This is a genomic window from Micromonospora sp. Mcm103 (genome assembly GCF_024519755.1).
GTDB classification, from domain to species: Bacteria; Actinomycetota; Actinomycetes; order Mycobacteriales; family Micromonosporaceae; genus Micromonospora; species Micromonospora aurantiaca.
Genome location: NZ_JALJRJ010000032.1, coordinates 44,885 through 55,809 on the forward strand (window position 1 = coordinate 44,885; position 10,925 = coordinate 55,809).

Genomic DNA, 10,925 nt, shown 5'->3' on the forward strand with positions numbered 1-10,925 from the left:
GGTCGGGCATGAGTGTCCTTCCGGAAGTGGTGACCAACGACACGGCGCCCCACCCTATGGCGGCGGCGCCGCCCGTGGGGGGCGCCGGGCCGGGTGCGTGATTGGATGGAGCGGTGACTGGTGACCTGATCCCCGGCGCCCCGGGCGCCCCCGCCCCCTCGACCGTGGACGCGGATCTGGTGGTCAGCCTCGACGGGGTCGGCGTCAAGCGTTCCGGCACCGCGCTGGTGCACGACGTCGACTGGCGGGTCGAGCTGGACGAACGGTGGGTGGTGCTCGGGCCGAACGGCGCGGGCAAGACCACGCTGCTCAACCTGGCCGCCGGCCGGCTGCACCCGACCAGCGGCGTCGCGCACGTGCTCGGCGAGCGCATCGGCCGTACCGACGTCAACGAGCTGCGTACCCGCATCGGCCTGTCCACCGCGACGCTCGCCGAGCGGATCCCCGCCGAGGAGCGGGTCGTCGACGTGGTGGTGACCGCCGCCTGGTCGGTGGTCGGCCGCTGGCGGGAGAGCTACGACCGCACCGACGAGGCGCGCGCCGCCGCGCTGCTGCGCCAGCTCGGCGTCGGCCACCTCACCGACCGCACGTACGGCACGCTGTCCGAGGGCGAGCGCAAGCGCGTGCAGATCGCCCGCGCCCTGATGACCGACCCGGAGCTGCTGCTCCTCGACGAGCCGGCCGCCGGGCTCGACCTGGGCGGGCGCGAGGACCTGGTGGCCCGGCTGGCCGAGCTGGCGTACGACCCGGACGCGCCCGCCATGGTGCTCGTCACCCACCACGTCGAGGAGATCCCGCCGGGCTTCACCCACGCGCTGCTGCTGCGCGAGGGCGGCGTGGTGGCGCAGGGCCTGCTCGCCGACGTGCTCACCGCCGACAACCTGTCGAAGACGTTCGGCCTTCCGCTGGTGGTCACGCGGTCCGGCGACCGCTGGGCCGCCCGCGCCGCCTGAGCGACGGGACGACACCGTGCCGCAGACCCGGATCGCCGTCGTCGGCAGCGCCAACATGGACCTCGTCGGCATCGGCGCGGCGCTGCCCCGGCCCGGCGAGACGGTGCTGGGCGACGACTTCGTCATGCTGCCCGGCGGCAAGGGCGCCAACCAGGCGGTCGCCGCGGTACGCGCCGGCGCATCCTGCGTCTTCCTCGGCGCGATCGGCTCGGACTCGTTCGGCGTGACGCTGCGGGCCCGGATGACAGCGGCCGGCGTGGACACCGGCCACCTGCGGGTGGTCTACGGCCCGTCCGGCGTCGCGCTGGTCATGGTCGGCGGCGCGGGGGAGAACGCCATCCTGGTCACCCCCGGGGCGAACGCCGCGTTCACGTCGCTGACCGCGGACGAGCTCTCCGCCGTACGCGATGCGGATGTGCTCGTCGCGCAGCTGGAGGTGCCGGTCGAGACGGTGACCGAGGCGGCGCTGGCGGCCCGGTCGGCGGGCACCCGGGTGGTACTGAACGCGGCGCCGGCCCGATCGGTGCCGGCCGAGCTGCTGGCGGCGACCGATCTGCTCGTGGTGAACGAGCCGGAGGCGCAGGCGCTGACCGGTCGCGGCCGGGACGAGCCGGCGGCGCTGCTGGACCTGGTGCCCCGGGCGGTGCTGACGCTCGGCGGCGACGGCGCGTGGTACGTCGACCGGGACCGGCCGGCGACGCACGTGCCGGCGGTGCCGGTGGACGTGGTCGACTCGACCGCCGCCGGGGACGCGTTCACCGCCGCGCTCGCGGTGGCCTGGGGCGAGGGGCGGGACCTGGCCGACGCGGTGCGCTGGGCGGCGGCTGCCGGTGCGGCGTGCGTACGCAAGCTCGGCGCCTCGGTCGCGCTGCCCCACCGGGCGGAGATCGACGAGCTGTTCCCGGCCGGCTGAGCCTCAGCCGGCCGGTTCGTCGGTGAGGCGTTCGCCGCGCCGGCGCAGCATGCCGAGCCCGGGGATGCCGGCGACCGCGAGCTTGAGATCGCGTGTGACGTCCAGCAGGTCGTGCAGATCCGGGCCGACCCGGTCCAGCGTGGCCAGGATCGGCAGCACGTCCGAGGTGAGATGGTCCTTGAGCTTCGGCAACTCGTCCACGAGCCGGATCGCGGCGGTCACCTCCTCCGGGCTGAGCTGCTCCACGAACCGCGCCGCCATCGGCGCGGCCCGCCGCAGCGTCGCCTCGTACGCGGCGAGCAACTCGTTCGCCACGCCGGTCGCCTTCTCCGCTGTCGCGAGCGTGCCCGCCGCCCGCGCGGTCACCGTCTCCGCCTCGGTCACCACACCGGCCGCGCCGCGGGCCACCCGGTCGGCCTCGCCGACCACCACGGCCGCCGCCTCGGAGACCCGCTGCGCCTCGCCGACGACGACAGTCGCCGCGGCGGCCACCTCGGTCGCCGTGTCGATCGCCGCGGTGGCGGCGGCGCTGATCACCGCCACCTCGCGGACCGCCGTCTCGGCGTCGGTGAGCACCCGGTCGGTGCGGTCGAGCGTGCCCTCGATCCGGTCGACCACCCCGTCGATCCGCCGGACCAGCGCCTCGACCTGGTCGAGGACGGCGAAGGCCCGAGCGGGCACCGAGGCCACCGTGGCGGCCGAGCCGAGCGCCTGGTCCAGTGCGGTACGGGTGAGGCCGAGCACGGCACCGGGCCGGGGAAGAGGGATCGCCATGACATCCAGTGTGCGGCGTCGCGGCCAGTGCCGCCCGACGGCGGCCGGGCGGCGAAGGTCACGCCAGCCGCCCGGTGCGGCGTAGGGTGCCGGCATGCCCACCCCCGGCCCGGCGTCGCGGCGACTGCTCGCCTGCGGCGTGGTCGCGCTGCTCGCCGTCGTCCTCGGCGCCCTGCTCCTGGCCCGCGCCGACGCCGGTCTGAGCACGCGGCGGGCGACGGTGGCGGGAGTGCCGCTGACCGAGGTCCGGGCGGACGGCGTGAGCGGCGACCGGCGGCCCGGGGTGGTGATCGCGCACGGCTTCGCCGGGTCGGCCCGGCTGATGCGGCCGCTCGCCGACTCGGTGGCCCGCCGGGGCGGCGTCGCGGTGCTGCTCGATTTCGCCGGCCACGGCGCCAGCCACGCCCGGCTGCCCGGCGCGGGCCGGGACGAGGAACGCAGCCGGGCGCTGCTGCGGCACGACCTGGATGTGGCGGTCGCCTGGCTGCGCGGGCGGCCCGGCGTCGACCCGGACCGGATCGTCCTTGTCGGGCACTCCATGGGCGCGGGTGCGGTCGTCCGGTACGCGGTCGCGCATCCGGAGATCGACCGGACCGTGGCGATCTCGCTGCCCGACGGCAGCGACGTACCGGCGGGCTGGCCGGGGAGGCTGACGCTCGTGGTGGGCGGGCTGGAGTTCGCCGGTTTCCGCCAGGCGGTCGACGAGGCGACGCGGGACGCGCCACCGGGCACCCGCACGCGGGTGGTGGCACCCGGCACCGAGCACGTGTCGGTGCTGTTCGCGCCGCGTACCCACGCCGCGGTGCTCGACGCGCTCCCGGACCGTACCGGTGGGCCGCCGCCGTCCCCGCTGACCCGGCCGGGCGGCGCCGGGCTGCTGCTGGCGGGGCTCGCGCTGGGCTTCGTGCCGCTTGCCGCGCTGCTGCCGCGCCGGGCGCGGGCGGGCGCCGGCGGTCCGCGTACCGGGCGGTGGCTCGCCGCGACGGTGCCGGCGGCCGGTGTGGGCGCCGTGCTCGCCGCGCTGCTGCCGACCGCCCGGCTACCGCTCGCCGTGGGCGGATACGTGGCGGTGTTCCTGCTGCTCACCGGCGTGCTGCTGGCCGCCGCGGCGCGCTTCGCGAAACCCCGCCGGCCGCCGGCGACCGGTGGTGGCGTCCGGTCCGCTGTCGTCGCCGTCGTGCTCCTCGGGTACGCGGTGCTCGCCGTCGCGCTGCCGCTTCATCTCGGTCTCACCTCGACCGTGCCGGTCGGGGCCCGGTGGTGGCTGCTGCCCCTGGTGACGTTCTGCTGCCTGGCGTTCCTGCTCGGCGCCGAGCGGCTCGCGGACGGCCACGGCGTCCGGTACGTGGCCACCGGCGGGATCGCCGTGCTGGTGCTCGCCGTCGCCGCGGTCATCGGCCTGGCACCCGGGTTCGTACTGCTGGTGGTGCCGCTGTTCGCGGCGCTTGTGGCCTGGCAGGCGGCCTGGGCCGTGGTGCTGCGCCGCCGGGCCGCGCCGTGGTGGCTGGCGCCGTCGGTAGGGGCGGTGGTGCTCGCCTGGCCGATCGCGACCACGCTGCCGCTGACCTGACCGGCGCCGGTCGGCTCAGCGACGGTCGGTCTGCTGCTCCACGGCGCGTTGCACGGCCCGGTAGATCTGCCCGAACCGCAGCGCGTCGGGCGTGCGGACCAGCATCGTCTCCCGGCCGTGGTGCTGCACCCACAGTTCGTGCACCCGGTTGCCGCGCTCGTAGGAGCGGTCCAGCCAGCCGAGCGGCACCTCCAGGAACGGGGTGAGCGCCAGTCCCACCACCACGAACGCGGCCAGGATGATCAGGGCCAGTTTCCACTCGCCGCGGTCCTGCGCGGACCAGGCCAGCGAGAGCACGCAGACCACGGCGACCAGTGGTGGCAGCGACAGCAGCAGGACCAGCACCCCGCGCCCCAGCACCCGCCCTCGGACGGCCAGTGTGGTGGTGCCGCGCGCGTGCCAGACGTACGTGACGTCGGCGAGCGCGACGGCCTGACCGCCCGCGTGGATGGCCTCGGAGGTGACCTGCACGGTGTCGTCCCGGTAATAGAGGACCATGAATCAGCCTAACCGCGTGTGTCGATGCCGGCGATGCGTGCGCCGGTAGGCTGGCGGCATGACGGACCGGAGCGGGGCCGGAACCGGCGGCGACGAGCAGGCGCGCAACGTCGAGGTGGTCAGGCGTTACCTGCGCACCTTCGTCACGAAGGACCTGGCCGAACTGGCCGAGGTGGTCGACGAGGACGTGGAGGTCTACGGCTCCGGCACCGCGGTACGCGGCCGGCGCTATCCCGAGGCGGCCGTCTCCTCGCCCGGCCTGACCGTGATCGACCAGGAGATCCGGGAGATCTTCGCGGCCGGAGACCGGGTGGTGGTGTCGCTGGCGCAGACGTACCGGCGGGACGCGACAGGGGCGACCACCGTGCAGAGCGCCTGCAAGATGTACCGCCTGGCCGGCGGCCGGATCGTCCAGTTCTGGGGCGAGCAGGACACCTACGGCCTGTTGCGCGGGCTGGGCCTGCTGCCGGACGAGCCGATCACGTTCTGACCCGTCGCGGCAGGACCGGTCGCGGAACGACCTGGCGCGGGACGACCCGGCGTGGCCGGCAGGCTCTCCATGGCCCGCTGCACCGCCCGGTAGACCTGCCCGAAGCGCATCGCGTCGCGGGTGTGCAGCAGCCGCACCGGGCGGCCCCGCCATTGCGCCCACATCTCCATCTCCCGGCTGCCCCGGGCGTACGAGCGGTCCAGGTGTTCGAAGAGGAAGTCCGCGAGCGGCCCGACGGCGAGGCCGACCAGCACCGAGATGCCCACGATGGCGACGGTGACCGCCGCCGAGCGTTGCAGCCACACGGCCAGCGCGATGCCCAGTACGGCGGCCACCAGCGGTCCGGCGAGCGCGGCCCCGATCGCGCCGCGCCCGGCGAGCACCCGCCAGGAGCGGTCGCCCCGCCGGTGCCACACGGTGGTCAGTTCGGCCAGCGGGTAGCTGCGCCCGTCCACCCGTACCGCGGTGGAGGTGACCTGGACGGAGCGGTCGTCGTAGTAGGTGATCATGGCCTCACTCCCGGTGGCGGGGCGGCGGCGACTCCGGCGACGACCTGGGGAGTCGCCGACACCACACTGTCTACCCCAACGAGGCGAGTCGTAAGGTTGGCACGCGACTTCGACGAGGAAGTGAGGGCAGCGTGGGCGAGTTCGTCAGGCTGGAAGTGAAGGACGGCATCGGCACCATCCGGCTGGAGCGGCCGCCGATGAACGCGCTCAACACCCAGGTGCAGGAGGAGTTGCGCGCCGCCGCCTCGGCGGCCACCGCCGACGCCGAGGTCCGCGCCGTGATCGTGTACGGCGGCGAGAAGGTCTTCGCGGCCGGTGCGGACATCAAGGAGATGGCCGACATGTCCTACGTGGACATGGCGGAGCGCGCGGCCGACCTGTCCAGCGCGCTCGGCGCGATCGCCCGCATCCCCAAGCCGGTCGTCGCCGCGATCACCGGGTACGCGCTGGGCGGCGGCTGCGAGCTGGCGCTGGCCTGCGACTGGCGGATCGTCGCCGAGGACGCCAAGCTCGGCCAGCCGGAGATCAAGCTGGGCATCATCCCGGGCGCCGGCGGCACCCAGCGGCTGGCCCGCCTGGTCGGACCGGCCCGCGCCAAGGACCTGATCATGACCGGGCGGATGGTCGACGCCGCCGAGGCGCTGCGCATCGGCCTGGCCGACCGCGTGGTCCCGGCCGCCGAGGTCTACGACGCCGCCGTGGCGTACGTGAAGCCGTTCCTGACCGGACCGGTGCAGGCGCTGCGCGCGGCGAAGGCGGCTGTCGACGGCGGTCTGGACATGGACCTCACCTCGGGCCTGGCCTGGGAGAGCCAGCTCTTCGCGGCGCTGTTCGCCACCGACGACCGGCGCGAGGGCATGGCCGCGTTCGTGGAGAAGCGCAAGCCGGGCTTCACCGGTCGCTGACGCGAGAGCTGTTCACATCCGCGATACCGGCCAGTAGCGTGACCCCGGTCGGTCGACGAAGGGGAATGGCATGACGGAACGGGTCGAGGGCCACGGGGGCGATCTGGCGCTCGCGGCACTACGCGCGCACGGCGTACGGGAGATGTTCACGCTGTCCGGCGGGCACGTCTTCCCGCTCTACGACGCCGCCCACAAGGCGGGTTTCCCCCTCTACGACGTGCGGCACGAGCAGTCCGCCGTGTTCGCCGCGGAGGCGGTCGCCAAGCTCCAGCGCCGCCCCGGCCTGGCCGTGCTCACCGCCGGCCCCGGCGTCACCAACGGGGTCTCCGGCCTGACCAGCGCGTTCTTCAACGCCTCGCCGGTGCTGGTGCTCGGTGGGCGGGCGCCGCAGTTCCGCTGGGGCTCGGGCAGCCTCCAGGAGATGGACCACCTGCCGCTCGTCGCGCCGGTGACCAAGCACGCCGAGACGGTGTTCAGCGCCGACGACATCCCGCGCGCGGTGTCGGCGGCGCTGACCACCGCGCTCACCCCGCACCGCGGCCCGGTCTTCCTGGACTTCCCGCTGGAGGCGGTCTTCTCCGTCGGTGACGCCGACCTGCCGGCGGTCACGCCGCCGGCGCCGATCGAGCCGGACCCGGACGAGGTGGCGAAGGCGGCCCGCCTGATCGCCGGCGCGTCCCGGCCCGTGATCATCGCCGGTTCCGACGTGTACGCGGGCGACGCCGTCGACGCGCTGCGCGCCGCCGCCGAGGCGCTGCGGGTGCCGGTGTTCACAAACGGGATGGGCCGGGGCGCGCTGCCGCCGGAGCACCCGCTCGCCTTCGCCAAGGCCCGCCGGGTCGCGCTCAAGGGCGCCGACGTGGTCGTGGTGATCGGCACCCCGCTGGACTTCCGCCTCTCCTTCGGCGACTTCGGCGACGCGCAGGTGGTGCACGTCGTGGACGCACCGAGCCAGCGGGCCGGGCACGTGCAGCCGGCCGCCGCGCCGGCCGGTGACCTGCGGCTGATCCTCGGCGCGCTCGCCGACCACACCGGTGACCGGGCCGACCACGCCGACTGGATCGCCGAGCTGCGGACCGCCGAGGACGCTACGAAGGCCCGCGACGCCGAGGAGATGGCCGCCGAGAGCGACCCGATCCGCCCGGCCCGGATCTACGGCGAGCTGCGCAGGGCGCTCGCGCCTGACGCCATCACCATCGGTGACGGCGGCGACTTCGTGTCGTACGCCGGCCGGTACCTGGAGCCGGCCCAGCCCGGCACCTGGCTCGACCCCGGCCCGTACGGGTGCCTCGGCACCGGCATGGGCTACGCGATGGGCGCCCGGGTCAGTCACCCGGACCGGCAGATCTGCGTGCTGATGGGCGACGGGGCGGCCGGCTTCTCGCTGATGGACGTGGAGTCGCTGGTCCGGCAGAAGCTGCCGGTGGTGATCGTGGTCGGCAACAACGGCATCTGGGGGCTGGAGAAGCACCCGATGCGGGCGATGTACGGCTACGACGTGGCCGCCGACCTCCAGCCCGGCCTGCGCTACGACAAGGTGGTCGAGGCGCTCGGCGGCGCGGGCGAGACGGTGGAGAAGGCCGCCGACCTCGGGCCCGCGCTGGGGCGCGCGTTCGACTCGGGCGTGCCGTACCTGGTGAACGTGCTGACCGACCCCGCCGACGCGTACCCCCGTTCGTCGAACCTGGCCTGACCACGGCGCGTGCGGGCCGTCCGCCGGGTGACCGGCGGGCGGCCCGCGGCGCGTGTCAGACCTCGGGGCGGTCCCTGTCGTCCGGGCGGCGCAGTTCCTCCTCGCGGCGGCGCAGGTCCTCCTCCCACAGCCGCAGCCGTTCCTGGTCCTCGCGGCGGGACCGCTCGTCGAGCGAGGCGAGGAACTCCGGGTCGTCGTCCGGGGCGAGCGGACGGCGGGCGGGCGCGGTGGGACGGGCCGTGCCGGTGACGCCGGCGGTCCCGGCCGGGCGCTCGCGGCCCACGAGGAACCAGGCGATCGAGCCGACCAGCGGGAAGAAGAGAATGATCAGCACCCAGATCATCCGGGGCAGCGCCTTGACCTTCTCCTCGTCGGCGGAGAGGCAGCTGATCAGCGCGCACACGGCGAGGACGATCTGGACCAGGAAGAGCAGCACGTAGAGGCGGGCCATGCCTCATGATGGCTCACCGCCGCTCGTCAGTGCACCCCGCCGAGCACGTGCGCCACGCCGAGCACCGCCAGTCCGGCCGCGCCGAGCGCGGTCAGCGGCACCGACCATCTGTCGAACCGGCGCGGTCCGGTGCCGGTGGCCCGGTGCCACGTCACCACGAGCACGGCGAGCCAGACCACTACCGCGAGCCCGGCCGGCGCCGCGTCCGCGGGCCGGCCGCCGAACGCCGGCCGGAGCTGGAGCAGCAGCACCGCGGTGAGCGTGAGCAGCGTCCGCCGCCACGCCAGCCGGGTGCGCTCGGGTTGCAGGCCGGGGTCACGGGTCACCGCGCGCCGCCCACCAGCACGGCGGCCACCAGCAGCAGCGCGCCGACCGCGACGACGAGCGCCAGGACGGCCGGGAAGCGGGACGCGGGCAACTCCTCGTTCAGCCGCATGGCGCGTTCGGTGCGCGCCCAGTGGTCGACCGCCCGGATCGAGACGGTGGCGCCGAGCAGCAGCAGCGCGACCGCGAGCGCCTCGCGCAGGTGGGCCAGGCGCAGCGGCGGCAGGAACTGCGCCGCAGCCAGCCCGCCCGCCACCAGCGCGAGACCTGTTCGCAGCCAGGCCAGGAACGTCCGTTCGTTCGCCAGCGAGAAGCGGTAGTCCGGCGGGGTGCCGACCGAACGGAGCTCACGCGGGTCGAACCAGCTCTTGATCGACTCCCACACGCTGCCGATTATCCGCTTTGCCCCGCGCCTAGCCTGGGGGGATGACCGATCTTGACGCGCGCGAGCTGCGTGACGCCTACGACAGCCAGATCCGACCGGAGCTGCCGGACCCGCTGCCGGACGGGGTGACTGTGGAGCGCGACGGCCCGCTGTTCCGCGTGCTCGGGCTCGACCACCGCGGCTTCCTCACCTACCGGACGCTCGACGGCCTGGCCGGCGCCGAGCTGGACGCGCTGATCGCCCGGCAGGTCGAGGTCTTCCGGGCCCGGGGCGAGGCGGTCGAGTGGAAGCTCGCCGGTCACGACGAGCCGGCCGACCTGGCCGACCGGCTGCGCGCCGCCGGGTTCGTCCCGGAGGACCAGGAGACAGTCGTGGTCGGTCCGGTCGCGCCGCTCGCTGCCGCCGTCCCGGTGCTCCCCGAGGGGGTACGCCTGCGCGAGGTCACCGGCCGGGCCGACCTGGAGCGGATCGCCGCCATGGAGGAGGAGGTCTGGCAGGAGGACCGCAGCCACCTGGTGTACGGGCTGGCCCGGGAGATCGAGGCGGATCCGCAGTCGATCACGATCGTGGTGGCCGAGGCGGGGGAGACGGTGGTCAGCGCGGGCTGGATCCGCTACCAGCGCGGCACCGGCTTCGCCAGCCTCTGGGGCGGCTCGACGCTGCCGCAGTGGCGCAAGAAGGGCATCTACCGCGCGCTGGTGGCGTACCGGGCGCGACTGGCGCAGCAGCGCGGCAAGGCGTTGCTGCAGGTGGACTGCTCGCCGGACAGCCGGCCCATCCTGGAGCGGCTCGGGCTCGTTGCGGTCACCACCTCCACGCCCTACGTCTACACTCCGTGATCATGGAACGGTTGACGGCGGACGAGCGGCTCACCCTGAAGACCGGCGCGTTCGGTGCCGTGTTCCTGGTCTCCAACGCCGTACCGGGGGTGCTGGCGATGGTGCGGGAGAGCTTCGCCGCCTCCGGCGCACTCGGCGAGGTGGGGGGCGTGGTGAAGGAGGCGCTGACCACCGGCCCGCTGCCGCAGCTCCCTCGGGACTCGGTCCTGGAGGTCGAGTCGGTGGTGCTGCCCGCGCTGGGCCGGTCGGTGGAGATCCTGCGCGCCAAGTCGCCGGGGGACGTCGAGACGTACCGGTCGGTGGTGCTGGACGCGGCGGATCGGGTGGCGCAGGCGCACCGGGGGATCGAGCCGGCCGAGGCGGCGGCGATCGAGAAGATCCGGCAGGCGCTGGCCGCGGCGGCGTGACGGTGGTGAGTTGCGTCACTCCGGGCCGCCGGGGTGGCCATGCTACTTGCGGGTAACATTGCCTCGTGGGGAAGTGCACAGCTGCCCGCGGTTGACCCACGTTGCGTCACGCGGGAGGCTGCGCCCGTGACCGGGCGAGTGATCGCTACACCAAACAGGAGGGTCGTCGAAGCGCGATGAACATCGTCGTACTCGTCAAGCAGGTGCCTGATTC

General features: G+C 74.7%; 14 protein-coding genes. 8 read left to right on the forward strand and 6 right to left on the reverse strand.

The features are described from left to right. Nucleotides 1-113: 113 nt before the first annotated feature. Entirely contained in the window at nucleotides 114-953 is an 840-nt protein-coding gene (locus tag OC439_RS28415; RefSeq protein WP_410054966.1) for an ABC transporter ATP-binding protein, read from the forward strand. Nucleotides 954-969: 16 nt separating this feature from the next. Continuing rightward, complete coding sequence (locus OC439_RS28420; protein WP_262016115.1) at nucleotides 970-1,866, forward strand: ribokinase; 897 nt, start codon at nucleotides 970-972, stop codon at nucleotides 1,864-1,866. 3 nt (nucleotides 1,867-1,869) lie between these two features. Here the strand turns inward: OC439_RS28420 and OC439_RS28425 are convergent, their stop codons facing one another. Next, on the reverse strand, nucleotides 1,870-2,640 hold the full coding sequence (locus OC439_RS28425; RefSeq protein WP_262016116.1) for a hypothetical protein: 771 nt from the start codon (nucleotides 2,638-2,640) through the stop codon (nucleotides 1,870-1,872). A 94-nt stretch (nucleotides 2,641-2,734) separates the two neighbouring features. Between OC439_RS28425 and OC439_RS28430 the strand changes: the two genes are divergently transcribed. After that, nucleotides 2,735-4,210, forward strand: coding sequence for an alpha/beta fold hydrolase (locus tag OC439_RS28430; protein WP_262016117.1), 1,476 nt, complete (start codon nucleotides 2,735-2,737; stop codon nucleotides 4,208-4,210). A gap of 15 nt (nucleotides 4,211-4,225) precedes the next feature. On the opposite strand, the gene OC439_RS28435 is transcribed toward OC439_RS28430, so the two are convergent. Continuing rightward, complete coding sequence (locus OC439_RS28435; RefSeq protein ID WP_262016118.1) at nucleotides 4,226-4,708, reverse strand: DUF6232 family protein; 483 nt, start codon at nucleotides 4,706-4,708, stop codon at nucleotides 4,226-4,228. 58 nt (nucleotides 4,709-4,766) lie between these two features. On the opposite strand from OC439_RS28435, the gene OC439_RS28440 reads away from it, so the two are divergent. Then, the gene (locus OC439_RS28440) at nucleotides 4,767-5,198 is read left to right on the forward strand and encodes a nuclear transport factor 2 family protein (protein WP_262016119.1); all 432 of its coding nucleotides are present in this window, start codon (nucleotides 4,767-4,769) and stop codon (nucleotides 5,196-5,198) included. Here the strand turns inward: OC439_RS28440 and OC439_RS28445 are convergent. Then, nucleotides 5,144-5,707 (reverse strand): DUF6232 family protein, encoded by a 564-nt coding sequence (locus tag OC439_RS28445; protein ID WP_262016120.1) that lies wholly within the window; start codon nucleotides 5,705-5,707, stop codon nucleotides 5,144-5,146. The genes OC439_RS28440 and OC439_RS28445 overlap by 55 nt on opposite strands. Nucleotides 5,708-5,838: 131 nt before the next feature. Between OC439_RS28445 and OC439_RS28450 the strand changes: the two genes are divergently transcribed. After that, nucleotides 5,839-6,612: an enoyl-CoA hydratase/isomerase family protein gene (locus OC439_RS28450; protein ID WP_120571337.1), complete on the forward strand. Its 774-nt coding sequence runs from the start codon at nucleotides 5,839-5,841 to the stop codon at nucleotides 6,610-6,612. A 70-nt stretch (nucleotides 6,613-6,682) separates the two neighbouring features. Then, nucleotides 6,683-8,305, forward strand: coding sequence for an acetolactate synthase (locus OC439_RS28455; RefSeq protein WP_262016121.1), 1,623 nt, complete (start codon nucleotides 6,683-6,685; stop codon nucleotides 8,303-8,305). A 55-nt stretch (nucleotides 8,306-8,360) separates the two neighbouring features. Here OC439_RS28455 and OC439_RS28460 read toward each other — a convergent pair whose 3' ends face one another. Genes OC439_RS28460 through OC439_RS28470 form a run of 3 tightly spaced genes read right to left on the reverse strand, consistent with a single transcriptional unit; the run spans nucleotide 8,361 to nucleotide 9,465 of the window. Then, nucleotides 8,361-8,756: a PLD nuclease N-terminal domain-containing protein gene (locus tag OC439_RS28460; protein WP_262016122.1), complete on the reverse strand. Its 396-nt coding sequence runs from the start codon at nucleotides 8,754-8,756 to the stop codon at nucleotides 8,361-8,363. A 26-nt stretch (nucleotides 8,757-8,782) separates the two neighbouring features. After that, nucleotides 8,783-9,082 carry a DUF202 domain-containing protein gene (locus tag OC439_RS28465; RefSeq protein ID WP_262016123.1) on the reverse strand — a complete coding sequence of 100 codons (300 nt, stop codon included), beginning with the start codon at nucleotides 9,080-9,082 and terminating at the stop codon, nucleotides 8,783-8,785. Further along, nucleotides 9,079-9,465, reverse strand: a complete 387-nt coding sequence (locus tag OC439_RS28470; protein ID WP_262016124.1) for a YidH family protein — start codon at nucleotides 9,463-9,465, stop codon at nucleotides 9,079-9,081. Before OC439_RS28470 ends, OC439_RS28465 begins: the two co-directional genes overlap by 4 nt. A gap of 41 nt (nucleotides 9,466-9,506) precedes the next feature. Here OC439_RS28470 and OC439_RS28475 point away from each other — a divergent pair, with 41 nt between their 5' ends. Together OC439_RS28475 and OC439_RS28480 are read left to right on the forward strand one after the other, a co-directional pair. Continuing rightward, the gene (locus OC439_RS28475) at nucleotides 9,507-10,304 is read left to right on the forward strand and encodes a GNAT family N-acetyltransferase (protein WP_262016125.1); all 798 of its coding nucleotides are present in this window, start codon (nucleotides 9,507-9,509) and stop codon (nucleotides 10,302-10,304) included. Nucleotides 10,305-10,306: 2 nt separating this feature from the next. Then, nucleotides 10,307-10,711: a hypothetical protein gene (locus OC439_RS28480; RefSeq protein WP_262016126.1), complete on the forward strand. Its 405-nt coding sequence runs from the start codon at nucleotides 10,307-10,309 to the stop codon at nucleotides 10,709-10,711. The last annotated feature ends 214 nt before the right edge of the window (nucleotides 10,712-10,925 follow it).

Bases quoted from the DNA above. Each gene is read 5' to 3' on its own strand.
- OC439_RS28435 (WP_262016118.1), bottom strand. From the start codon at position 4,708: ATGGTCCTCTATTACCGGGACGACACCGTGCAGGTCACCTCCGAGGCC.
- OC439_RS28455 (WP_262016121.1), top strand. From the start codon at position 6,683: ATGACGGAACGGGTCGAGGGCCACGGGGGCGATCTGGCGCTCGCGGCA.
- OC439_RS28460 (WP_262016122.1), bottom strand. From the start codon at position 8,756: ATGGCCCGCCTCTACGTGCTGCTCTTCCTGGTCCAGATCGTCCTCGCC.
- OC439_RS28440 (WP_262016119.1), top strand. From the start codon at position 4,767: ATGACGGACCGGAGCGGGGCCGGAACCGGCGGCGACGAGCAGGCGCGC.
- OC439_RS28480 (WP_262016126.1), top strand. From the start codon at position 10,307: ATGGAACGGTTGACGGCGGACGAGCGGCTCACCCTGAAGACCGGCGCG.
- OC439_RS28430 (WP_262016117.1), top strand. From the start codon at position 2,735: ATGCCCACCCCCGGCCCGGCGTCGCGGCGACTGCTCGCCTGCGGCGTG.
- OC439_RS28425 (WP_262016116.1), bottom strand. From the start codon at position 2,640: ATGGCGATCCCTCTTCCCCGGCCCGGTGCCGTGCTCGGCCTCACCCGT.
- OC439_RS28445 (WP_262016120.1), bottom strand. From the start codon at position 5,707: ATGATCACCTACTACGACGACCGCTCCGTCCAGGTCACCTCCACCGCG.
- OC439_RS28475 (WP_262016125.1), top strand. From the start codon at position 9,507: ATGACCGATCTTGACGCGCGCGAGCTGCGTGACGCCTACGACAGCCAG.